This is a genomic window from Streptomyces sp. NPDC002403 (genome assembly GCF_053593015.1).
Map to the genome: position 1 here is coordinate 21,385 of NZ_JBSFBQ010000015.1, position 22,751 is coordinate 44,135.

Consider the following 22,751-nt stretch of genomic DNA (forward strand, 5'->3'; position numbering starts at 1 on the left):
ACAGGCCCTACTACTACTGCCACCTAGAGTTAGCCCGGAATCCGCTTCGAAGTGGGGCCTGTGCACAACTCGGCGCCGGAGCTCTCCGAACCTCTTGTCGCGACTTGACCCCGAGCAGCACCGAGTGTCGGTGCCGTACGTCAGACTGGTCCCCGGCGTCCTTCCTGCCTCGTCGGCGGGAGACGCGATCAGACGACGAAGGCCAGCAGGGCGAGCGAGCAACAGCAGGAGGCGGTTCCGGTGAAGATCCGGGTGGAGCGCGATGTACTCGCGGAGGCTGTGGCCTGGGTGGCCCGTAGCCTCCCGGCCCGTCCGCCGGCGCCCGTTCTTGCGGGCCTTCTGCTGAAGGCTGAGGACGGGGCCCTCAGCTTCTCCAGCTTCGACTACGAGGTCTCGGCCCGGGTCTCGGTGGACGCCGAGGTCGAGGAGGACGGCACGGTGCTGGTCTCCGGCCGACTGCTCGCCGACATCTGCCGCGCCCTCCCCAACCGCCCGGTGGAGATTTCCACAGACGGTGTACGGGCGACCGTGGTCTGCGGCTCCTCGCGATTCACACTCCACACCCTTCCTGTGGAGGAGTACCCGGCGCTTCCCGAGATGCCGACCGCCACGGGCACCGTCCCCGGCGAGGTCTTCGCCTCGGCAGCCGCCCAGGTGGCCATCGCCGCGGGCCGTGACGACACGCTGCCGGTGCTGACCGGTGTGCGGATCGAGATCGAGGGCGACACCGTCACCCTGGCCTCGACCGACCGCTACCGCTTCGCGGTCCGCGAGTTCCTCTGGAAGCCGGAGAACCCGGACGCCTCGGCCGTCGCCCTGGTGCCCGCCAAGACGCTCCTGGACACCGCCAAGGCCCTGACCAGCGGTGACACGGTGACCCTGGCGCTCTCCGGCTCGGGTGCCGGTGAGGGGCTGATCGGTTTCGAGGGCGCGGGCCGGCGTACTACCACGCGGCTGCTCGAAGGCGATCTGCCGAAGTACCGCACGCTCTTCCCCACGGAGTTCAACTCGGTCGCGGTCATCGAGACCGCCCCGTTCGTCGAGGCCGTCAAGCGAGTGGCCCTCGTCGCCGAGCGGAACACCCCGGTGCGGCTCAGCTTCGAGCAGGGCGTGCTGATCCTGGAGGCGGGTTCCAGCGACGACGCACAGGCTGTGGAGAGGGTCGACGCGGTGCTGGAGGGCGACGACATCTCGATCGCCTTCAACCCGACGTTCCTGCTGGACGGGCTGAGCGCGATCGACTCCCCGGTCGCCCAGCTCTCCTTCACGACGTCCACCAAGCCCGCGCTGCTCAGCGGCCGCCCGGCCGTGGACGCCGAGGCGGACGACGCCTACAAGTACCTGATCATGCCGGTCCGCCTCTCCGGCTGACCCGGTCATCGGTCCTGTCACGACGGATTCCGACGGGCACGCTCGGCGACGGGCATGCCCGCCGGCCCGTCCCCGGCCGGGCGTAGGCTCGTCCTTGGGTACGAATCGGCACAACGCTTAAGGAATCTCTGATGGAGCTCGGTCTCGTCGGCCTCGGCAAGATGGGCGGCAACATGCGCGAGCGCATCCGCCGCGCAGGCCACACCGTCATCGGTTACGACCGCAACCCGGACGTCTCCGATGTCCACAGCCTCGAAGAGCTTGTGGGCAAGCTGAAGGGTCCCCGGGTCGTCTGGGTGATGGTTCCGGCCGGAGCTCCGACCCAGGCCACCATCGACGAGCTCGCCGGTCTCCTCTCGCCCGGCGACATCGTCGTGGACGGCGGGAACTCCCGCTGGACCGACGACGAGAAGCACGCCGTCGAGCTGGGCATCAAGGGCATCGGCTTCGTGGACTGCGGTGTCTCCGGCGGCGTCTGGGGCCTGGAGAACGGCTACGCGCTGATGTACGGCGGTGACGCCGAGAACGTGGCGAAGGTCCAGCCGGTCTTCGACGCGCTGAAGCCCGAGGGCGACTTCGGTTCCGTGCACGCGGGCAAGGTCGGCGCCGGCCACTTCGCGAAGATGGTCCACAACGGCATCGAGTACGCCATGATGCAGGCCTACGCCGAGGGCTGGGAGCTCCTGGAGAAGGTCGACTCCGTCACCGATGTGCGCGAGGTCTTCCGCTCCTGGCAGGAGGGCACGGTCATCCGTTCCTGGCTGCTCGACCTGGCGGTCAACGCGCTGGACGACGACGAGCACCTCGACAAGCTCCGGGGTTACGCCGCCGACTCCGGCGAGGGCCGGTGGACGGTGGAGGCCGCGATCGACAACGCGGTGCCGCTGCCCGCGATCACCGCGTCGCTCTTCGCGCGTTTCGCCTCGCGCCAGGACGACTCCCCGCAGATGAAGATGATCGCCGCGCTGCGCAACCAGTTCGGTGGCCACGCGGTCGAGAACAAGAAGTAACCGCAACGGGAAGCGGGCCGGCCCCAGCCGGCCGGTCCGCTCCACGAAGCACGGAGCAGGAAGCCGGGAAGGTCGGCGTACACCATGCATGTCACGCATCTCTCGCTGGCCGACTTCCGCTCGTACGCCCGGGTCGAGGTGCCTCTCGACCCGGGCGTCACCGCTTTCGTGGGGGCGAACGGCCAGGGCAAGACGAATCTGGTCGAGGCGGTCGGCTATCTCGCGACGCTCGGCAGCCACCGGGTCTCCTCCGATGCGCCGCTGGTGCGGATGGGCGCCGACCGGGCTGTCATCCGTGCCGCCGTGACGCAGGGAGAGCGTTCGCAGCTGATCGAGCTCGAACTCAACCCCGGCAAGGCCAACCGGGCTCGTATCAATAGGTCGTCGCAGGTCAGGCCGCGTGACGTGCTGGGGATAGTGCGTACGGTGCTGTTCGCGCCGGAGGATCTGGCGCTGGTCAAGGGAGACCCCGGGGAGCGCCGGCGCTTTCTCGACGAGTTGGTCACAGCTCGTTCGCCGCGGATGGCGGGGGTGCGCTCGGACTACGAGCGGGTGCTGAAGCAGCGCAACACGCTGCTGAAGTCGGCGGCGATGGCGCGTCGGCACGGCGGCAGGTCGATGGACCTGTCCACGCTCGACGTGTGGGACCAGCATCTGGGCCGGGTGGGTGCGGAGCTGCTGGCGCAGCGGCTGGATCTGCTCGCGACCCTGCAGCCGCTGGCGGAGAAGGCGTACGCGGACGTTGCGCCGGGCGGTGGCCCGGTGGCGCTGGAGTACCGCAGCTCGGTCGGGGCCGGCGTGGAGTCGGCCGGTACCCGCGAGGAGCTGTACGAGCTGCTGATCGCCGCCCTGGCGGAGGTCCGCAAGCAGGAGATCGAGCGGGGTGTGACCCTGGTCGGTCCGCACCGCGACGATGTGCTGCTGGGGCTGCGCGGGATGCCGGCCAAGGGGTACGCGAGCCACGGTGAGTCCTGGTCGTACGCGTTGGCGCTGCGGCTGGCCTCGTACGACCTGCTGCGCAGCGAGGGCAATGAGCCGGTGCTGGTGCTGGACGACGTCTTCGCGGAGTTGGACGCGCGGCGTCGTGAGCGGCTGGCGGAGCTGGTGGCCCCGGCCGAGCAGGTGCTGGTGACGGCCGCGGTGGACGACGACGTTCCGGGTGTGCTGGCGGGGACGCGGTACGCGGTGTCCGCGGGTGAGGTGGAGCGGCTGTGAGCGGCCGCGGCCAGGGGCCCGGGGAGCAGGCGCGGGAGCGTTCCGGCGGGGGGAGGGCTCCGGAGCCCTCGGGTGTCGATCTGGCGCGGGTGGCGTTGCGCGCGGCCAAGGAGCAGGCGCGGGCGCGTGGTGCTGCCGCGCAGCAGAAGAAGCAGGCCAGGCGGGGTGGCGGGCTGCGCTCGGGTGCGCGGGCCGATGGACGTGATCCCCTGCCGCTGGGTTCTGCGATCAACCGTCTGATCACCGAGCGCGGCTGGGAGACGCCTGCGGCGGTGGGCGGGGTGATGGGGCGCTGGCCGCAGATCGTCGGTGAAGATCTGGCCAATCATTGTGTGCCGCTGCGGTACGACGAGGACCCGGACGAGCGGGTGCTGACGGTGCAGTGCGACTCGACGGTGTGGGCGACGCAGCTGCGATTGCTGGCGCCGCAGCTGGTGGCCCGGCTGAACGCGGATCTGGGGCAGGGCACGGTCCGGTTCATCAAGGTGCTCGGGCCCGGCGGCCCGCAGCGCAGGTTCGGTCCGCTGCGGGCACCGGGGAGCACGGGTCCGGGCGACACCTACGGCTGACCTGGGCTTTTCTCTGTTCTTGGGCTGTTCCACAGCCCTTCTCGGGCCGCTCCGACACCTTCTCCGGGCCCGTTCCCGGGCTGTCCCCGGGCCGTTCCCGCGCTCTCTGGCGGCACGGCCCGTCGAGTCCGTTTCGTACGGGTGTGTGGTGGTTGAAACCACGGGCTGGGAATGGGGCGTCCCTCACGGTAGCTGGAGGTTGACAGGCCGAAGCGCTCAAGGCCCGCGTGAGCCTCCTGAGGGCCCTTCCTGAATATGGGGAGTCGTCAGCCGCTCATTCAGGGCGGCACATGCGTACTCAGGTACCGGCAAACCCCCATTCATGTCAGCGCTACCGGTAGACTGATGGACAATCCCGCATCCTTGCGGGAGTCGTCGATACAAGCCGAACGACGCAGCCGCTCCCGTTTGCCCGGAGAACGGCCTGTGCTGTGCCAGAAAGGGCGCTTCGTGGCCGATTCCGGCAACCCCAACGAGAACATTCCGTCCACACCCGGTGAGAGCGCCGAGGCTGTCGCCGCGGGCGAGTCCGTCGGCAGCGGCGAGGTCACGGCCTCGTACGACGCCAGCGCGATCACCGTCCTCGAGGGTCTGGACGCGGTCCGCAAGCGACCTGGCATGTACATCGGTTCCACCGGTGAGCGCGGCCTCCACCACCTCGTGTACGAGGTCGTCGACAACTCGGTCGACGAGGCTCTGGCCGGGCACGCGGACACGATCGACGTCACGGTCCTCGCCGACGGCGGCGTCCGTGTGATCGACAACGGCCGAGGCATTCCGGTCGACATCGTGCCGTCGGAGAAGAAGCCCGCGGTCGAGGTCGTGCTGACGGTGCTGCACGCCGGCGGCAAGTTCGGCGGTGGCGGCTACGCCGTCTCCGGCGGTCTGCACGGTGTCGGTGTCTCCGTGGTCAACGCGCTGTCGTCGCGGGTCTCGGTCGAGGTCAGGCGTGACGGTTACCGCTGGACCCAGGACTACAAGCTCGGTGTGCCGACCGCTCCGCTGGCCCGTAACGAGGCCACCGAGGAGTCGGGGACGTCCGTCACCTTCTGGGCCGACGGGGACATCTTCGAGACGACCGAGTACTCCTTCGAGACCTTGTCGCGCCGCTTCCAGGAGATGGCGTTCCTCAACAAGGGCCTGACGATCAAGCTCACCGACGAGCGCGAGTCGGCGAAGGCGACGCTGGGTGCCGAAGTCGCCGAGGTGGCCGAGGTCGCCGAGGCGGAGCAGGCCCGCACGGTCACGTACCACTACGAGGGCGGCATCGTCGACTTCGTGAAGTACCTCAACTCCCGCAAGGGCGATGTCATCCACCAGTCGGTGATCGACATCGAGGCCGAGGACAAGGAGCGTCTCCTCTCGGCCGAGATCGCGATGCAGTGGAACACGCAGTACAGCGAGGGGGTCTACTCCTTCGCGAACACGATCCACACGCACGAGGGCGGTACCCACGAGGAGGGCTTCCGCGCCGCGCTGACCACGCTGGTCAACAAGTACGCGCGGGAGAAGAAGCTGCTGCGCGAGAAGGACGACAACCTCACGGGTGACGACATCCGCGAGGGTCTGACGGCGATCATCTCGGTGAAGCTGGGTGAGCCGCAGTTCGAGGGTCAGACGAAGACCAAGCTGGGCAACACGGAGGCGAAGACCTTCGTCCAGAAGGTCGTCCACGAGCAGCTCACGGACTGGTTCGACCGCAATCCGAACGAGGCGGCCGACATCATCCGCAAGGGCATCGCGGCGGCCACGGCCCGTGTCGCGGCCCGCAAGGCGCGTGACCTGACCCGTCGCAAGGGGCTCCTGGAGAGCGCCTCGCTGCCGGGCAAGCTGAGCGACTGCCAGTCCAACGACCCGACGAAGTGCGAGATCTTCATCGTCGAGGGTGACTCCGCCGGTGGTTCGGCGAAGTCCGGCCGCAACCCGATGTACCAGGCGATCCTGCCGATCCGCGGCAAGATCCTGAACGTCGAGAAGGCCCGGGTCGACAAGATCCTGCAGAACACCGAGGTCCAGGCTCTGATCTCGGCCTTCGGTACCGGGGTCCACGAGGACTTCGACATCGAGAAGCTGCGCTATCACAAGATCATTCTGATGGCGGACGCCGATGTCGACGGACAGCACATCAACACCCTGCTGCTGACCTTCCTGTTCCGTTTCATGCGTCCGCTGGTCGAGGCGGGGCACGTCTACCTCTCCCGTCCGCCGCTCTACAAGATCAAGTGGGGCCGGGACGACTTCGAGTACGCGTACTCGGACCGCGAGCGCGACGCCCTGGTCGCGCTGGGCAAGCAGAACGGCAAGCGGATCAAGGAAGACTCGATCCAGCGCTTCAAGGGTCTCGGCGAGATGAACGCCGAGGAGCTGCGCGTCACCACGATGGACGTCGACCACCGGGTCCTCGGCCAGGTCACGCTGGACGACGCGGCGCAGGCCGACGACCTCTTCTCGGTGCTGATGGGCGAGGACGTCGAGGCGCGGCGCTCGTTCATCCAGCGCAACGCCAAGGACGTCCGCTTCCTCGACATCTGAGTCGGCCGTACCAGCAAGCCGCCGCTCGAAAGGACTTTGACCAGCAATGGCCGACGAGAACAACCCTGTGACACCTGAAGAGGAGCCGGCCGCCGCCGGTGTGGGCATGCGTGTCGAGCCCGTGGGGCTCGAGACGGAGATGCAGCGCTCCTACCTCGACTACGCGATGTCCGTCATCGTCTCGCGTGCGCTGCCCGACGTACGGGACGGTCTCAAGCCCGTGCACCGCCGGGTGCTGTACGCGATGTACGACGGCGGCTACCGGCCCGAGAAGGGCTTCTACAAGTGCGCCCGTGTCGTCGGTGACGTCATGGGCACGTACCACCCGCACGGTGACTCGTCGATCTACGACGCCCTGGTGCGTCTGGCGCAGCCGTGGTCGATGCGCATGCCGCTGGTGGACTCCAACGGCAACTTCGGTTCTCCGGGCAACGACCCGGCCGCGGCGATGCGGTACACCGAGTGCAAGATGATGCCGCTGTCCATGGAGATGGTCCGGGACATCGACGAGGAGACCGTCGACTTCCAGGACAACTACGACGGCCGCAACCAGGAGCCGACGGTTCTGCCGGCGCGCTTCCCGAACCTGCTGGTCAACGGTTCGGCGGGCATCGCGGTCGGAATGGCGACCAACATCCCGCCGCACAATCTGCGCGAGGTCGCGGCCGGTGCGCAGTGGTACCTGGAGCACCCGGAGGCCTCTCAGGAGGAACTCCTGGAGGCGCTGATCGAGCGGATCAAGGGCCCGGACTTCCCGACCGGCGCGCTGGTCGTGGGCCGCAAGGGCATCGAGGAGGCGTACCGCACCGGCCGCGGCTCGATCACGATGCGCGCGGTCGTCGCGGTCGAGGAGATCCAGAACCGGCAGTGCCTGGTCGTCACGGAGCTTCCGTACCAGACCAACCCCGACAACCTCGCGCAGAAGATCGCCGACCTGGTGAAGGACGGCAAGATCGGCGGGATCGCCGACGTCCGTGACGAGACCTCGTCGCGTACCGGTCAGCGTCTGGTCGTCGTGCTGAAGCGGGACGCGGTCGCCAAGGTCGTTCTGAACAACCTGTACAAGCACACCGATCTGCAGACCAACTTCGGTGCGAACATGCTGGCGCTGGTCGACGGTGTGCCGCGCACCCTCTCGATCGACGCGTTCATCCGGCACTGGGTGACGCACCAGATCGAGGTCATCGTCCGGCGTACGCAGTTCCGGCTGCGCAAGGCGGAGGAGCGGGCGCACATCCTGCGCGGTCTGCTCAAGGCGCTGGACGCGATCGACGAGGTCATCGCGCTCATCCGGCGCAGCCAGACGGTCGAGGTGGCGCGCGAGGGCCTGATGGGCCTGCTGGAGATCGACGAGATCCAGGCCAACGCCATCCTGGAGATGCAGCTGCGCCGGCTGGCCGCGCTGGAGCACCAGAAGATCACGGCCGAGCACGACGAGCTCCAGGCGAAGATCAACGAGTACAACGCGATCCTGGTGTCGCCGGAGCGGCAGCGGAAGATCGTCAGCGAGGAGCTGGCGGCGATCGTCGAGAAGTTCGGCGACGACCGGCGTTCCAAGCTGGTGCCCTTCGACGGTGACATGTCCATCGAGGACCTGATCGCCGAGGAGGACATCGTCGTCACGATCTCGCGCGGCGGCTATGTGAAGCGTACGAAGACGGACGACTACCGCTCGCAGAAGCGCGGCGGCAAGGGCGTGCGCGGTACGAAGCTCAAGGAAGACGACATCGTCGACCACTTCTTCGTGTCGACGACGCACCACTGGCTGCTGTTCTTCACGAACAAGGGCCGGGTGTACCGGGCGAAGGCGTACGAGCTCCCGGACGCCGGCCGTGACGCCCGTGGTCAGCACGTCGCCAACCTGCTGGCCTTCCAGCCGGACGAGCGGATCGCGCAGATCCTGGCGATCCGCGACTACGAGGCCGCGCCCTATCTGATCCTGGCCACGAAGGGCGGTCTGGTGAAGAAGACCGCGCTGAAGGACTACGACTCGCCGCGTTCCGGCGGTGTCATCGCGATCAACCTGCGCGAGACGGCGGACGGTGCCGAAGGCACCGCCGACGAGCTGATCGGTGCGGAGCTGGTTTCGGCCGAGGACGATCTGCTGCTCATCAGCAAGAAGGCCCAGTCGATCAGGTTCACCGCGACGGACGATGCGCTGCGCCCGATGGGCCGTGCCACCTCGGGCGTCAAGGGCATGAGCTTCCGCGAGGGCGACGAACTGCTCTCGATGAATGTTGTCCGGCCGGGTACGTTCGTGTTCACTGCCACCGACGGCGGGTACGCGAAGCGGACTCCCGTCGACGAGTACCGGGTTCAGGGCCGTGGCGGTCTGGGCATCAAGGCTGCCAAGATCGTCGAGGACCGGGGCTCGCTGGTCGGCGCGCTGGTGGTCGAGGAGACGGACGAGATCCTCGCCATCACGCTCGGCGGTGGTGTGATTCGTACGCGAGTCAATGAAGTCAGGGAGACGGGCCGTGACACCATGGGCGTCCAACTGATCAATCTGGGCAAGCGCGATGCCGTCGTCGGTATTGCCCGTAACGCCGAAGCCGGTCGTGAGGCCGAAGAGGTCGAGGGGTCCGAGGACACCGAGGCCGCGACGGCGGAGGGTGCCGAGAGCACGGTCGAGGGCAATGTCGAAGGCACGTCGCCTTCGGCCGGGGAGCACGAGGAGTAGAGCGTGAGTGGAGCCACGGGCGCCGGTTCGGCCGCTTCCGGAGCAGGAGCGAACGGTGCCCGTGGCCCCGCCACGGACTCCCAAGGGGGCATTGTGACGGACACCCGGGGGCCTCAGCCCCAGTACGAGGGCTATGCGACCGGGCCGTTGCCGGGTGAGCGCGAGCCCGCACAAGGTCAGGCGAGCGGGCCGTACCACCCGCCGCAGGCGTATCCCTCGCCCGCGGACGGGACGCAGGGCGGCCGGCCGCACGGTACACAGGGCGGCGCGCAGGCGGCCCGTCGGCCGCGGACGGGGGCGCGGACGACTCCGCGCACCCGCAAGGCACGGCTGCGGGTGGCCAAGGCCGACCCGTGGTCGGTGATGAAGGTCAGCTTCCTGCTCTCCATCGCGCTCGGCATCTGCACCGTGGTGGCGTCCGCGGTGCTGTGGATGGTGATGGACGCGATGGGCGTGTTCTCCACCGTGGGCGGGACGATCAGCGAGGCCACCGGTTCGAACGACAGCAACGGCTTCGATCTCCAGTCGTTCCTGTCGCTGCCGCGGGTTCTCATCTTCACCTCGGTCATCGCGGTGATCGACGTGGTCCTGGCGACCGCGCTGGCGACGCTGGGCTCCTTCATCTACAACTTGTCGGCGGGTTTCGTGGGCGGTATCGAGCTCACGCTGGCCGAGGACGAGTAGAGCGCCGGGTATCGATTTTGGGACTGGCCCCGACGTGCGCTAATCTTCAGAAGTCAGCGCAGCAGCGCGGCGGGGCTATAGCTCAGTTGGTTAGAGCGCATCCCTGATAAGGATGAGGCCACAGGTTCAAATCCTGTTAGCCCCACCAGCACGAAGGCCCCTCACCGGAAACGGTGGGGGGCCTTCGGCGTATCCGGTCGACGGGTGGGGCGGGGCGAGGCCCGTACGGCCGACGCGTGTGCGCGGGGTGTACGTGTTGCGGGTGCGGCCGATGTGTGCGGCACGATCCGGTCGGAGGCGGTGGGCCGTGGATCTGACCCGCCGCCAGGAGCCCGGGACCGTCGTGTTCCCGGGGCTGTCGTGTGCCTGGAGCCGCCGGCGTGTTCGAGGGTGTCGAGGTGGCGGTCGGCGCCGGCTCCTGCGGGCGGGAAGGGCCCCTGGGCGGCACGGAGAAGCCCCCGTCCGGTGTGAACCGGTCCGGGGGCTCCGTACGTCAGTTGAGCGGCTCTCAGGGCGGAAGGAGGGACGCGTCCCCCGCCGGGGCCCCGTGGGCGGTGCGGGCGGCGGTCCTGGTGTTCGTGATGTCCGTGGTGTCGACGGACACATGGCGGGTCGCGGGTGAGGAGCCGTGTGCCTCGGCGCGGATGCGCTGCTTCATCGTGGGTGGCAGCGCCCGGTCGCGCGGAAGGGTCCATCGCACCGACGGGGTGGTCGCGGTTGCCGCGGTCGCACCCATGTGCTCCTGGGTCGTGGTGGTCGGCTCCGTGGCGCTCTGCTCCGTGGCCGCCGCCGGGGTGCTCATGAGTCCCAGCGCGGCGAGCAGTGCGAAGAAGGCGGTGACGAAGGCGGTCCAGATGTTCTTGGGCTTGAAGGTGCTCATGGCGCCCCTCGCTTTCGGGTGGTCCGGTTTGCTTACCTTTCTGATGATGTGGATGTGGCTCGCGATTTCATGGACCGACGCCACCGATCCGCTGATCTTCGGATGAACACCACTCTTATGGTTCAACCGGTCCCGACGGGCTTGTGACGGGCCGCGGGTCGCCGCCGGATCTCCCGGGGAGGAGCGGCCCCGGGACGGCCGCTCTTCCCCGGGCGCCAGTTGGGTTGCGGGCAGGTCACCGGTTGATATCGGCCGGTGTGTATAGTCGGGCGGCAGAAGTCCCCTACGTCAAGGAAAGACGAGGTCGCGCGGTGAAGAAGCTTCTCCTGGTCGCACTGGCCGCCATCGGCGGGCTCCTCGTGTACCGCCAGATCCAGGCGGATCGCGCCGAGCAGGATCTGTGGACGGAGGCGACTGACTCCGTGCCCGCAGGTTCGGGTGTGTGAGACAGAACAGCCTGATTGCGGGCCCCGGTCGCTGAGCGGCCGGGGCTTCGTGCTGTTGCGGGACCGTGATGGCTGTGCTCTTGAGTTCACCTGAGCAAATCATTACGTTGCTTCAGCAAAACCCGGGCCGACTGGGGCCAGCAGGTGCGCTACGACGTGGCGCGGGCCGCCGAGAACCCGCGGATCGGTGCGGTGCTGCGGGTGTCGGTCCTCGGTGACGAGCCGGCCGGCCCTGAGCACCATGCCCCCGCCGTGGCCAAGAAGGCGGACAAGAAGGGCAATTCGATCAGGGGCGAAGACAGCAGCGGTACGGGCGGGGCAGGATGGACCGGCATCGCGGCCGCTGCCGGGGCGGGCGCCGTGGTGGTGCTCGCGGGGCTCGTGTTCGTACGCGGGCGTCGCGCGGGGGCCGCACAGACGACTGGGGGGAGCGCGTGATGAGGCAGCGCAACAGGGGCCGGGTGGCGCTGGCCGCGGTCGCGGCGATGTGCGCGGCGGCGCTGCCGGGGCAGGCGTTCGCGGCCGGGGAGCCCGCCGCGTACACCTTCGATCCCGGGGCGAAGGAGATCGACGGTGCGGAGGCCAGCACCGATGCGTCGGCGCTGACGCCCGGATCGGTCTACAAGAGCTCGATCAAGCCCGGCGAGAAGCTCTACTACCGCCTCAACCTCGACGCGAAGACGAACGCGTACGTCTCGGCGGTGGCCGTGCCCAGGAGCGGCGGGCTGGTCGCCTACGGGGACGGGATCACGGTCAGCATCCGCGACAGCACGGACCTCCAGTGCAGTTCGGACGACGCGCGGTTCGAGTCGGCGGAGTTCGCCCGCCCGATCGCCACGTACGCCTACCGGACCATGGAGAAGGACAGCAGCACCTGCCAGGAGGCCGGTGCGTACAACGTCCTGATCGAGCGGGAGAGCAAGGGGACCTCGGCGCCCGACGCATGGGACCTGGAGCTGCGCTACGCGTCGGAACCACAGCTGAAATCGGCCGGTTCGATGCCGACCGACGCACCGGAGGACTGGCCGTCCGCCTCGCCCGTGCCGCCCACCGCCGCCCCGCAGAAGCGGTCGGGCGGCACCGGCTACTACGACGCGACCGGTCTGGAGACCGGCGAGTGGCGGGAGAAGGACGGCATCAGGCCGGGGCAGACCCTCTTCTACCGGGTGCCGGTGGACTGGGGCCAGCAGATCTTCGCCACCGCGGACCTGAGCAACAACAACGCCTCGAACGATTTCATCAGCAACGCGCTCGCGCTCTCCCTCGACAATCCGGCGCACGGCCACGTCGACTCCGCGACACCGCTGTCGTACTCGGGGAGGCCCGGGTCCGTGTCGCTGAGTCCGCTGCCCCCGGTGGCGTACGAGAACCGATACGACTCCAGCAGCAGCACCGCCGCGATGCGGTTCGCCGGCTGGTACTACCTGTCGGTGACGCTGAGCCCGAAGGTCGCGAAGTCGTACGGCGACAAGGCGATTCCGCTGACCCTGAAGATCAAGGTCGAGGGGAAGGCCCGGAATTCGCCGTACACGGGGGACGCCGGGATCTTCTCGGTCACGCAGGACGACCTGGACATGGCGAGGAAGGGCCAGGCGGCCCCGCAGGCGGCCAGGAGCGACAGGATGAAGACGATCGGCATGGCCGGGATCGGCGCGGGTTCGGTGCTGGTGCTCGGGCTCGGGGTGTGGACGCTGCTGGCCCGGCGCCGCGCCGCGAGCACCGCCCCGGCGGGCCCGTCCGCCGACGGCCGGCCGTACGGAGGCCCGCCGCAGGCCTGGTAGCCGGAGCCGATCCCGGGCGCCGTGCGGCTGGAGCCCGGGCGACCGGATTCAGCTCTGGGTCAGCGCCCAGATGCCCACCGCGAAACAGATCAGCGCCACCACCAGCACCGGGACCGCCACCTTCGGGGACGGTCCCGGACGCCTCTGCGGGGCGGGTGCCCCGGCGGCCTCCGGGACACCCGGGGACACCCCCGCGCCGGGTGCGGCGGCGGGAGCCTGCGGCTGCCCGACGGTGTACGCGCGGGTGAGCGCGGGTTCGTGCTGCACGGCGGCCGTGGGAGCCTGCGAGGGATTCGGCGCGGGAGCGGCGTAGGGGGAGGCCGCGTGCGGTGCGTCCGGCTGCTCCTGCTGGGGCGGCGGCGTGGGCTGCCGCGGAGGCGGCGGGAGGTGGAAACTGCCCGTCTCCGACATGGGGACCGGCGGCTGGGCGTACGACTGCTGTACGGGCTGCCGGGCCGGCGCCTGGTCCGGCTGGGCCTCCTGGACTTTCTGAGGGTTCTGGGGGTGCTGCGGACCCTGAGGGTCCTGGGCGGGGGCCGTGACCGGTCCGGTGGGGCCGAAACCGGCCGGCAGCGGCCCGATCTGGTCGAAGACCTCGACCGGCTCGTCCTCGGCCCCTGGCTCCGGCAGCATCTCCACCGCGGCCGTCAGCGCCTTGCGCGCACCCGTGGCCGTACGGAACCGGGCCTGCGGATCCGGCTGCAACAGCCCCGCGAGGACCTGCCACAACGGCTCGGGGATCCCCTCCGGGGCGGACGGCGTGCCGTACGAGGCGAAGTGCTCGACGAGCGCCTGCGCGTCGGGCTTCCTGCCCTGGAGCAGATAGAGCGCGACAAGACCGACCGCGAACAGGTCCGCGGGGAAGTCGGGCTCCGCGCCCATCATTTGCTCGGGGGCGAAGTAACCGGGCGTTCCCACCACGTAGTTGGTCTCGGTGAGACGCGGCTCCCCCTTGCGCATGGAGATCCCGAAGTCGGACAGCCGCAGATGCGGACGTCCCGTTCCGGTCGCCTCCATCAGGATGTTGGCCGGCTTGATGTCCCGGTGCACGACGCCCTCCGCGTGCACCGTGGACAGCCCGGACAGCAACTGGTCGAGGAGCGTGCAGACGAAACGGGGCGGCAACGGCCCGTAGTCGCCGATGACATGGGCCAGCGAACCGCCGCTCACCAGATCCATGGTGAACAGGACCTTGTCGTCGTCGGCGGCCCAACTGGCGGGCGCGAGCACATGCGGATGCTCGATCCGCAGTGCCTGCTCGCGGACGAAGCGCAGCAGCGTGTGCGCGTCGCTCTGCTGGAGGACCTTGGCCGCCACGTAGCGGCGGCGCCGGTGGTCCCAGGCCCGCCAGACGGCGCCGACTCCACCACGTCCGATCGGATCGATCAGTTCGTACCGACCGGCGAAGACCTCACCCATTGCGCTGCGCCCGCTCCCAGTTCCTGTTTCGGCCCACGGCCGGCCTTCGGAGGTAGTGCCCGGCCCGATCTGATGCGAACGAAGGGCCCTAGCTCTGGTGCCCCTCGTAGTGCGCCACCGCGTCCGCGGTGCGACCCGCGCCGTACACCTTGAGGAACTCTGCCAGTTCCGGGTGGGTCGGGGCGAGGGAGTCGGCGGCATCGATGATGTCGCCGGCCGCCGCGACCGACCGCAGCAGCGACTGGATCTCGCGGACCACGCGCCGGACGGTGGGGGCGCCGCCGGTGGTCGAGGTCTGGCCGGTGCCGGTGAGGACGGAGCCGCCCTGGGACTTCTTGATCTCTTCCATGCGGTCGGTGGCCTCGCCCGCGCTGACGCTGCCGTCCGCGACCTGTCCGGCCAGTTCCTGGAGCGCCTGGACGCGCTGGACGACCGCGGGATTGCCGATCTTCGCCCGCTGGCCGCTCATCAGCTGGGAGAGCATGGGGGCGGACAGCCCGAGGACGGCGGCGAGCCGGGCCTGGTTCAGACCGAGATCATCGATCAGTCGGCGGAAGAGCGCTCCGAGAGGCTCTCCGTACCAACTGCGCTGAAGCTCCCTGGCCCTTGCCGTTGCCTCTTGCTGCGCTGCGTCCATGGCGTCTCCCCTTCGCTGCGGCTTCGCTGCTGCGAACCTCGCGAGCATCTTACGGAGAGTGGTCGCCGACCGGGAGACCCCATCTTTTTGCAGGATTCCCGGGAGTACCCGGTACTCTGGTCTGCGGCGGTGGCCAAGACGCTGAAGCGTCCGGGGCTGTCCGTTTTTAGGGGCCTTAGCTCAGTTGGTAGAGCGCTGCCTTTGCAAGGCAGATGTCAGGAGTTCGAATCTCCTAGGCTCCACACACAAACCCCCTCCGACCGGCACAAACACGGTCGGAGGGGGTTTTGCGTGCTGTCGTTGTTTGTTCGGCTGCGGTCGTCCGGGAGCCGGTTCAGCGGCGCTCGTCCGGTCCGGTGCCGTCCGTGCCCTCCGGGCCGTCGGCCTCCGACTCGTCCTGCTCGGCCCGGAACTCGGGGTCGAGCGGGGTCGGGCCGCTGCCGTCGACCGAGGTCAGCGGGGCACGGTCGGAGACCTCCGTGGCAGCGGGCGGTTCGACCAGCCAGTCGGGGTTGGCCTGCTTGTCCCACCACCGCCAGGCGGCGTAGGCGCCGCCTGCCACGAGGCCGGCCACGACGAGCCCCTTGAACAGCCGCCCGGCCTTTGCCCGCCGTTCGTGCTTTCTGGCCAGCTGCCGGATCTCCGCCGCCGTGACGGTGCTGCGCAGCGCGGCCAGCGCGGCGGCGCTGCGGGCCGTGGCCTCCTCGGCCACGGGCTGGGCGACGGCCATCGCGTGTTCGACCCGCGGCACCGTGAAGTCCGCGGCGGTACGGGCTGCCCGGCGGGTGTGGAGGGCGGCGCGCCGGCCGGCCTCGTCGACCTTGGGCGGCACATGGGTGAGGGCCAGTTCGATACGTGGTGCCAGATGCGCGTCGTACTGGACGCGGGCCTGCTGGGCCGCCTTGGACACCTTCGGCGCGAGCCGTGTGCGGGCTTCGTGCGCCAGATGTGCGGCCTGGTCCTTGGCCGTGTCGGCGTAGGGCGCCACCACTTCCGCGGCGTGCTGCACGCTGTCCTTCGCCGAGTCGGTTGCGGCGCGCACGCTGTCGATGCGGGTCACGGGATCCTCCTCCTTGGTGGCGGGTAGACACTCCGCCTTTCCACCCATTTCGAGATCATGCCCGCCGGAGCCCTGTCTGGCATGCCGGGCGGGCATCCGGGTCATTCAGGTCATGAGTGACACCTGCGGGCAATACGGTGCAAGGGGAGCTTGCCGACGACAATGCCACGGTTCGCTCCAGCCCGCGCCGCTGCGTCACGCACTTGGCCGCATTTGTTCCTGCGAGGAGCGGCACGGAAGCGGCGGCTCCGCGCCAAGGGCGCGACGGGGCGGGGGAGGCGGGCGTCACGCGTTCGCCGACGGCGGCCGAACGGCCGGGGCGCGACGTCCGTGCGAGGATCGTCGGACGTCACTGAAGACTTACGGAAGGCAGATCGTGGCCGAGCAGCTTTACGCCACCTTGAAGACCAACCAGGGCGACATCGACATCCGGCTCCTGCCGAACCACGCGCCCAAGACGGTCAAGAACTTCGTGGAGCTCGCCAAGGGCGAGCGTGAGTGGACGCACCCCGAGACCGGTGAGAAGTCGACGGACAAGCTGTACGACGGCACCGTCTTCCACCGCGTCATCAGCGGCTTCATGATCCAGGGCGGCGACCCGCTGGGCAACGGCACCGGTGGCCCGGGGTACGAGTTCGCGGACGAGTTCCACCCCGACCTCAGCTTCAACAAGCCGTACCTGCTGGCCATGGCCAACGCGGGTCCGGGCACCAACGGCTCGCAGTTCTTCGTGACCGTTTCGCCGACCGCCTGGTTGACCGGCAAGCACACCATCTTCGGCGAGGTCGCCGACGAGGCCAGCAAGAAGGTCGTGGACGCCATCGCCGCCACGCCGACCAACGCCCGTACCGACCGCCCGGTGCAGGACGTCGTGATCCAGTCGGTCGTCGTCGAGACCCGTTGATCACCGGAAGTCATCGGCCGATCACACGCTGATGGTCCGTTCGGGAACCAATCGCCCTGCCCGTCCGTACTGATACATAGCGGACGAGCAGGGCGGCGTTGTGCGTGCCCGTGTCCGTCATGACGAGGACCGAAGGGACCGGGAAGCGATGGGACCGATGGACCGGCAGCCGCCGGGAGGCGCGGACCGGCCGGCCGCGGCGGACGGCTCGCTCAGCTGCTACCGCCACCCCGGTCGCGGGGCGAACATCCGCTGCACCCGCTGCGAGCGCCCGATCTGCCCCGAGTGCATGATCGATGCCTCGGTCGGCTTCCAGTGCCCGGACTGCGTACGCCAGGGATCGGGTACGGGGCACGGCCCGGCCGCCAATCAGCCGCGCACCGTCGCGGGCGGCGCCATCACCGCCGATCCTCGCCTCGTCACCAAGATCCTGCTCGGCATCAACGTCGCCGTGTACCTGGCGGTGCTGGCGAGGGGCACCGCGCTGGTCGACGAGCTGATGCTGCTCGGCCGCGCCACGACCCACTACGGCGGTCCGCTCGAAGGCGTCGCGGAGGGGCAGTGGTACCGGCTGGTGACGTCGATGTTCCTGCACCAGGAGGTGTGGCACATCGCGTTCAACATGCTGGGGCTGTGGTGGCTCGGCGGACCGCTGGAAGCGGCGCTCGGCCGTGCCCGTTATCTCACGCTCTACATGATCTCCGGCCTGGCGGGCAGCGCCCTCACCTACTGGCTCTCCGCGCCCGTGCAGGGCTCGCTCGGAGCCTCCGGGGCGATCTTCGGACTGCTGGGCGCCACCGCCGTCCTCATGCGCCGGCTCAACTACGACATGCGCCCGGTCTTCGCGCTGCTCGCGGTGAACCTGGTCATCACCTTCAACCCCTGGGGCGGAATCGCCTGGCAGGCACATGTCGGCGGCCTGATCGCGGGCACGCTGATCGCGATCGGCATGGTCCACGCCCCCCGCGAGCGGCGAGCACTGGTGCAGTACGGCACCTGCGCCCTGGTTCTGGCAGCCGTGATCCTCGTGGTCGTCGCCAGAACGGCCGCGCTGACCTGAGCGGGCATCGCCCCCGGTTCGGCTGTCCACAGTCGTAGTTGTCCACAGTCGGTGCCGGATCTTGTGCATTCTGTGGGAACAACTGTGCCCCTTGTCGCTGAGCTGGGTTTTTCCAGTCAGGACAAGGGGCGTGCCATCCCCCGATGGGGGAGGCTGCAGTCACATCGGCGTCAACCGCCAGGGAGTTATCCACAGATCGTCTGACCTTTTCCCCCGCCTGTGGATAACGCTGTGGGTAACTCGGGGCAAGGCTTGCGGGACGGGGCCCCGCTGTGCACCTACGAGCGCCGCGGTACTACTTCCACTGCGTGGAGACACCGAAGCCGCCGGCGATGAAGCCGAAGCCGACGACGATGTTCCAGTTCCCCAGGTCCTTGATCGGCAGGTCGCCGTCGGTCACATAGAAGACGACGATCCAGGCCAGACCGATCAGGAAGAGCGCCAGCATCACCGGCGCCACCCAGCTGCGGCTGGTCAGCTTTATGTTGGTTGCCTGCTTCGCCGGAGGGGGCGTGAAGTCGGCCTTCTTGCGGATACGTGACTTCGGCACGAGGAACTCTCCTGTCGATGCGCTGCGTGACCGCGCAGGGAACTGTGGCTGGCGCCGGGGCGGGCTCGAGGGGGAATGCTGCCTCCCCCGGGCGTCCGTTAGCGTAGTGCTTCCCTGGCGCCGAAGGAGATAAGGGTACGTTGAGCAATTCTGCCGACTCTCCCCAAGGGCCCGTCCGGCGCACCTTCCGGCACCCGGCCCGTGTGCTCACCGCTGCCGTCTTCGCGCTCGCCGGGCTGATCTTCGTCACCAGCGCCAACACGGCCAAGGGCACCAATATCCGCACCGACTCCTCGCTGCTGAAGCTCTCCGACCTCATCCAGCAGCGCAGCAACAAGAACGCCCAGCTGGACGAGACCACCGCGGCCGTGCGCGAGGACATCGACGCCCTCGTCCGGCGGGACGACGGCAGCACCGAGGCGGAGGACGCCCGGCTCAAGGAGCTGGAGCGGGACGGCGGCACCACGAAACTCACCGGCCGCTCGGTGAGCGTCACGCTCGACGACGCCCCGCCCAACGCCACCGCCAACCCCGGCTACCCCGACCCGCAACCCAATGACCTGGTCATTCACCAGCAGGACCTGCAGGCGGTCGTCAATGCCCTCTGGCAGGGCGGTGCCCGGGGCATCCAGGTCATGGACCAGCGGCTGATCTCCACCAGCGCGGTGCGCTGCGTCGGCAACACCCTGATCCTCCAGGGCCGGGTCTACTCCCCGCCGTACAGGATCACCGCGGTCGGCGACCCGGGCAAGCTCAAGCAGGCGCTCAACAACTCCCCGGCGATCAGCAACTACCTGCTGTACGTGAAGGCGTACGGGCTCGGCTGGAAAGTCGACGAGCACGAGGCGGTGACTCTTCCCGGCTACTCGGGCACAGTGGACCTCCACTATGCGGAGCCGGTGAAGCAGTAGCGAGCGGCTGTGGGGAGGCCGGCCAGGTGTCGGTGCGACTGATCGTCAGGACATTCAGCGAACTCTGCATCACCGTCGGTGCCCTGATCGTGCTCTTTGTGGTGTACGTGCTGTTCTGGACCGGAGTGAAGGCGGCCGACGCCACCGAGGGGCAGATCGACTCCCTGCGCAGCCGGTGGGCACAGGGGGCGGTGTCCGCTCCGGGGCCGCAGACCTCCCCGGCGCCGAATCCGTCGGGGGCGTCGAAACCACCGGGGTCCTCGGGGTCCTCGAAAGAGCCTCCCGCCTCCGCCGCGTACCGGGACGGCAAGCCGTTCGCGATGCTGTACATACCCCGCTTCGGCAAGGGCTGGGAGTGGCCCGTCCTGGAGAACACCCAGGTCAGGACCTTGCAGAAGGGCCTCGGTCACTACACAGGGACCGCCCGCCTCGGTGCGACCGGAAATTTCGCGGTGGCCGGACACCGCCGTACCTACGGAGATCCGTTCAAGGACTTCCCGAAGCTGCGTCCGGGAGACGCGGTCGTGCTGACGGACGGGACGACGTGGTTCACGTACCGCATCGACAAGAAGCCCTACCGGACGGTGCCGAGCGACATCGGGGTCATCGACCCCGTACCCCGAAAGTCCGGCTTCGACGGGCCGGGCCGCTATCTGACGCTGACCACCTGCGACCCCGAATGGGGCAGCAGCCACCGGCTGATCGCCTGGGCGCACCTCGACGCGACCCAGCCTGTGACCGAAGGCAAGCCGGCAGCTTTCCACAGCTGACCCCCGCTTCTGCCCCCGCCCTTTAGTCTGGTCCCGTACCGAATGGAGGGGACAGCATGTACGGCTGGATCTGGCGGCATCTGCCGGGCAACGCATGGGTGCGTGCGCTCATCTCGCTCGTGCTGGTGCTGGCCGTCGTCTACGCGCTTTTCCAGTACGTCTTCCCGTGGGCGGAGCCGCTGCTTCCGTTCGGTGATGTGACGGTGGACGGCTCGACCGGAACGGGGGGCGGCCAGTGAGTGCCCGCATTCTCGTCGTGGACAACTACGACAGCTTTGTCTTCAACCTCGTCCAGTACCTCTATCAGCTCGGCGCCGAATGCGAAGTGCTGCGCAACGACGAGGTGACCACGGCGCACGCCCAGGACGGCTTCGACGGCGTCCTGCTGTCGCCCGGTCCCGGCACCCCGGAGCAGGCGGGCGTCTGCGTCGAGATGGTGCGTCACTGCGCGGCGACGGGCGTCCCGGTCTTCGGGGTCTGCCTGGGCATGCAGTCGATGGCGGTGGCGTACGGCGGCGTGGTGGACCGCGCCCCGGAGCTGCTGCACGGCAAGACCTCGCCGGTGATCCACGAGGGAGCGGGGGTCTTCGCGGGCCTGCCGTCCCCGTTCACCGCGACCCGCTACCACTCGCTCGCCGCCGAACCGGACACCGTCCCGGCGGAGCTGGAGGTGACGGCGCGGACCGCCGACGGCATCATCATGGGGCTGCGCCACCGTGAACTGCCGGTGGAGGGCGTGCAGTTCCACCCGGAGTCGGTGCTGACCGAGTACGGGCACCTGATGCTGGCCAACTGGCTGGCACAGTGCGGTGACACGGGGGCCGTCGCGAGGTCGGCGGGGCTCGCGCCGGTGGTGGGCAAGGCCGTCGCGTGACCGCACTCCGCCCCGAACACGACGCCGGACAGGACGGCCCGTACGAGCAAGGAGCGTACGAGGCCGCAGGCGCGTTCGAGGCGGCGGTCGACCGGCTGGCGGACCCGTTGAACGATCCGCTGCCGGGGCGGCACGCCTCGCCGTGGTTCAGGGCGGACAACAACCCGGCCGAGGCATCCGGGGCACAGGCTGAGCCTCCGGCGCAGGTGCAGGCACCGACGCGGGCGCCACAGGGGGCACAGAGCCCCGAGGAGGCTCCGCGGGAGTGGTACGACCCCGAGGGGTTCGAACGGGACTGGTACGGGCAGCAGACGCCCGCCCCGGCCCCCGTACCGGCCCCTGTTCCGGCCCCCGTACCGGTCCCTGTTCCGGCCCCCGTACCGGCCCCTGTTCCGGAGCCCCGGGCGCAGCCCGCGCCCCTTCCCCTGCCGCTCGACGACGAGACGATCGGCCTGCGGACGGGCCTTGAGCCGGATCCGGCGGGCGATGCGGAGAGCTTCCGGCAATCCCGGCCGGACGCGGAACCGGACTCCGAAGGCACCGATCCGGAACCCCGCACCGGAGGCCGCGCCGAACGTCGCCGCGCCGCCAAGGGGCGGGGCCGCCGCCGTGCCGAACAGCGGCCGGACACTGCGGCCACGGCTGCCGCGCAGACCGACAAACCGATGTCCCGCGTCGAGGCACGGCGTGCGGCGCGCGCGGCCAAGGACAGCCCGGCCGTGGTGGCCAGCCGGGTCACCGGAGAGCTGTTCATCACGTTCGGTGTGCTGATGCTGCTGTTCGTCACGTACCAGCTGTGGTGGACGAATGTGCGCGCTGACCAGTACGCCGGCAAGGAGACGCACAAGATCCAGGACGACTGGGCGAAGGGCGACCGCAACCCCGGTGTGTTCGAAGCGGGGCAGGGTTTCGCCATCATCCACATCCCCAAACTGGACGTGGTCGCTCCGATCGCCGAGGGCATCAGCAAGGAGAAGGTCCTCGACCGGGGCATGGTCGGTCACTACGGAGAGGGCGCGCTGCGCACCGCGATGCCGTCGGCCAAGCAGGGCAATTTCGCTCTGGCCGGTCACCGCAACACGCACGGCGAGCCGTTCCGCTACATCAACCGGCTGAATCCGGGTGACCTGATCGTGGTCGAGACGCAGGACGCGTACTACACGTACAAGACGACGAAGACGCTGCCTCAGACGTCGCCGTCCAATGTCTCGGTGATCGATCCCGTTCCGCAGGGTTCCGGGTTCACAGGGCCGGGCCGGTACATCACTCTGACGACCTGTACGCCGGAATTCACGAGTACGTACCGTTTGATCGTCTGGGGCAAGATGGTTGACGAACGACCGCGCAGCAAGGGGAAGCCCGACGCGCTCGTGGGCTGAATCATCATCACGACAGGGA

22 protein-coding genes and 2 tRNA genes are annotated in these 22,751 nt (G+C 69.0%); 19 read left to right on the forward strand and 5 right to left on the reverse strand.

Annotation, left to right across the window (positions count from 1 at the left end):
- The first annotated feature begins 240 nt into the window (after positions 1–240).
- The 8 genes from dnaN (at position 241) to ACWCPY_RS18485 (ending at position 10,209) form a co-directional block, all read left to right on the forward strand.
- Positions 241–1,371, forward strand: a complete 1,131-nt coding sequence (dnaN, locus tag ACWCPY_RS18450) for a DNA polymerase III subunit beta (protein ID WP_072487582.1) — start codon at positions 241–243, stop codon at positions 1,369–1,371.
- Positions 1,372–1,502: 131 nt separating this feature from the next.
- Positions 1,503–2,381: a phosphogluconate dehydrogenase (NAD(+)-dependent, decarboxylating) gene (gene gnd, locus ACWCPY_RS18455; protein ID WP_329820080.1), complete on the forward strand. Its 879-nt coding sequence runs from the start codon at positions 1,503–1,505 to the stop codon at positions 2,379–2,381.
- 84 nt (positions 2,382–2,465) lie between these two features.
- Positions 2,466–3,596: a DNA replication/repair protein RecF gene (gene recF / locus ACWCPY_RS18460; protein ID WP_451266145.1), complete on the forward strand. Its 1,131-nt coding sequence runs from the start codon at positions 2,466–2,468 to the stop codon at positions 3,594–3,596.
- Positions 3,593–4,165: a DUF721 domain-containing protein gene (locus ACWCPY_RS18465; protein WP_451266147.1), complete on the forward strand. Its 573-nt coding sequence runs from the start codon at positions 3,593–3,595 to the stop codon at positions 4,163–4,165. The genes recF and ACWCPY_RS18465 overlap by 4 nt, the downstream gene beginning before the upstream one ends.
- Before the next feature lie 426 nt (positions 4,166–4,591).
- A complete protein-coding gene (gyrB, locus tag ACWCPY_RS18470) occupies positions 4,592–6,697 on the forward strand; it encodes a DNA topoisomerase (ATP-hydrolyzing) subunit B (RefSeq protein ID WP_451266149.1) in 2,106 nt (701 codons plus the stop codon).
- A gap of 46 nt (positions 6,698–6,743) precedes the next feature.
- On the forward strand, positions 6,744–9,377 hold the full coding sequence (gyrA, locus tag ACWCPY_RS18475) for a DNA gyrase subunit A (RefSeq protein WP_451266151.1): 2,634 nt from the start codon (positions 6,744–6,746) through the stop codon (positions 9,375–9,377).
- Positions 9,378–9,470: 93 nt separating this feature from the next.
- Positions 9,471–10,061, forward strand: a complete 591-nt coding sequence (locus tag ACWCPY_RS18480; protein ID WP_451266153.1) for a DUF3566 domain-containing protein — start codon at positions 9,471–9,473, stop codon at positions 10,059–10,061.
- A 71-nt stretch (positions 10,062–10,132) separates the two neighbouring features.
- Positions 10,133–10,209: transfer RNA gene (locus ACWCPY_RS18485), tRNA-Ile, on the forward strand.
- A 360-nt stretch (positions 10,210–10,569) separates the two neighbouring features.
- Here the strand turns inward: ACWCPY_RS18485 and ACWCPY_RS18490 are convergent.
- Positions 10,570–10,941, reverse strand: coding sequence for a DUF6344 domain-containing protein (locus ACWCPY_RS18490; protein WP_451266155.1), 372 nt, complete (start codon positions 10,939–10,941; stop codon positions 10,570–10,572).
- Between the two features lie 311 nt (positions 10,942–11,252).
- Here ACWCPY_RS18490 and ACWCPY_RS18495 point away from each other — a divergent pair, with 311 nt between their 5' ends.
- From ACWCPY_RS18495 to ACWCPY_RS18505, 3 genes are all read left to right on the forward strand, one after another.
- Positions 11,253–11,387, forward strand: a complete 135-nt coding sequence (locus ACWCPY_RS18495; protein WP_003958712.1) for a DLW-39 family protein — start codon at positions 11,253–11,255, stop codon at positions 11,385–11,387.
- 144 nt (positions 11,388–11,531) lie between these two features.
- Entirely contained in the window at positions 11,532–11,825 is a 294-nt protein-coding gene (locus ACWCPY_RS18500; RefSeq protein WP_451266157.1) for a hypothetical protein, read from the forward strand.
- Positions 11,825–13,168 (forward strand): hypothetical protein, encoded by a 1,344-nt coding sequence (locus ACWCPY_RS18505; RefSeq protein WP_451266159.1) that lies wholly within the window; start codon positions 11,825–11,827, stop codon positions 13,166–13,168. Before ACWCPY_RS18500 ends, ACWCPY_RS18505 begins: the two co-directional genes overlap by 1 nt.
- A 48-nt stretch (positions 13,169–13,216) precedes the next feature.
- Here the strand turns inward: ACWCPY_RS18505 and ACWCPY_RS18510 are convergent, their stop codons facing one another.
- Both ACWCPY_RS18510 and ACWCPY_RS18515 read right to left on the reverse strand, forming a co-directional pair.
- A complete protein-coding gene (locus ACWCPY_RS18510; protein ID WP_451266161.1) occupies positions 13,217–14,587 on the reverse strand; it encodes a serine/threonine protein kinase in 1,371 nt (456 codons plus the stop codon).
- Between the two features lie 88 nt (positions 14,588–14,675).
- Positions 14,676–15,224 carry a helix-turn-helix domain-containing protein gene (locus ACWCPY_RS18515; RefSeq protein WP_189543011.1) on the reverse strand — a complete coding sequence of 183 codons (549 nt, stop codon included), beginning with the start codon at positions 15,222–15,224 and terminating at the stop codon, positions 14,676–14,678.
- Positions 15,225–15,393: 169 nt separating this feature from the next.
- Here ACWCPY_RS18515 and ACWCPY_RS18520 point away from each other — a divergent pair.
- Positions 15,394–15,466: transfer RNA gene (locus tag ACWCPY_RS18520), tRNA-Ala, on the forward strand.
- A 92-nt stretch (positions 15,467–15,558) separates the two neighbouring features.
- Here ACWCPY_RS18520 and ACWCPY_RS18525 read toward each other — a convergent pair.
- Complete coding sequence (locus ACWCPY_RS18525; protein ID WP_451266164.1) at positions 15,559–16,284, reverse strand: DUF5324 family protein; 726 nt, start codon at positions 16,282–16,284, stop codon at positions 15,559–15,561.
- 376 nt (positions 16,285–16,660) lie between these two features.
- Between ACWCPY_RS18525 and ACWCPY_RS18530 the strand changes: the two genes are divergently transcribed.
- Positions 16,661–17,188 carry a peptidylprolyl isomerase gene (locus ACWCPY_RS18530; RefSeq protein ID WP_451266168.1) on the forward strand — a complete coding sequence of 176 codons (528 nt, stop codon included), beginning with the start codon at positions 16,661–16,663 and terminating at the stop codon, positions 17,186–17,188.
- Between the two features lie 157 nt (positions 17,189–17,345).
- Complete coding sequence (locus ACWCPY_RS18535) at positions 17,346–18,248, forward strand: rhomboid family intramembrane serine protease (RefSeq protein ID WP_451266365.1); 903 nt, start codon at positions 17,346–17,348, stop codon at positions 18,246–18,248.
- A gap of 295 nt (positions 18,249–18,543) precedes the next feature.
- On the opposite strand, the gene crgA is transcribed toward ACWCPY_RS18535, so the two are convergent.
- Positions 18,544–18,798, reverse strand: a complete 255-nt coding sequence (crgA, locus tag ACWCPY_RS18540; protein WP_093548084.1) for a cell division protein CrgA — start codon at positions 18,796–18,798, stop codon at positions 18,544–18,546.
- Between the two features lie 140 nt (positions 18,799–18,938).
- Between crgA and ACWCPY_RS18545 the strand changes: the two genes are divergently transcribed.
- The 5 genes from ACWCPY_RS18545 to ACWCPY_RS18565 are packed head-to-tail and all read left to right on the forward strand — an operon-like array spanning position 18,939 to position 22,732.
- Entirely contained in the window at positions 18,939–19,709 is a 771-nt protein-coding gene (locus tag ACWCPY_RS18545; protein WP_451266170.1) for a DUF881 domain-containing protein, read from the forward strand.
- A 26-nt stretch (positions 19,710–19,735) separates the two neighbouring features.
- Positions 19,736–20,479: a class E sortase gene (locus ACWCPY_RS18550; RefSeq protein WP_451266172.1), complete on the forward strand. Its 744-nt coding sequence runs from the start codon at positions 19,736–19,738 to the stop codon at positions 20,477–20,479.
- 56 nt (positions 20,480–20,535) lie between these two features.
- A complete protein-coding gene (locus ACWCPY_RS18555) occupies positions 20,536–20,718 on the forward strand; it encodes a hypothetical protein (protein WP_093548079.1) in 183 nt (60 codons plus the stop codon).
- Complete coding sequence (locus ACWCPY_RS18560) at positions 20,715–21,353, forward strand: aminodeoxychorismate/anthranilate synthase component II (RefSeq protein WP_362441274.1); 639 nt, start codon at positions 20,715–20,717, stop codon at positions 21,351–21,353. Before ACWCPY_RS18555 ends, ACWCPY_RS18560 begins: the two co-directional genes overlap by 4 nt.
- Complete coding sequence (locus ACWCPY_RS18565) at positions 21,350–22,732, forward strand: class E sortase (protein ID WP_451266175.1); 1,383 nt, start codon at positions 21,350–21,352, stop codon at positions 22,730–22,732. The genes ACWCPY_RS18560 and ACWCPY_RS18565 overlap by 4 nt, the downstream gene beginning before the upstream one ends.
- The last annotated feature ends 19 nt before the right edge of the window (positions 22,733–22,751 follow it).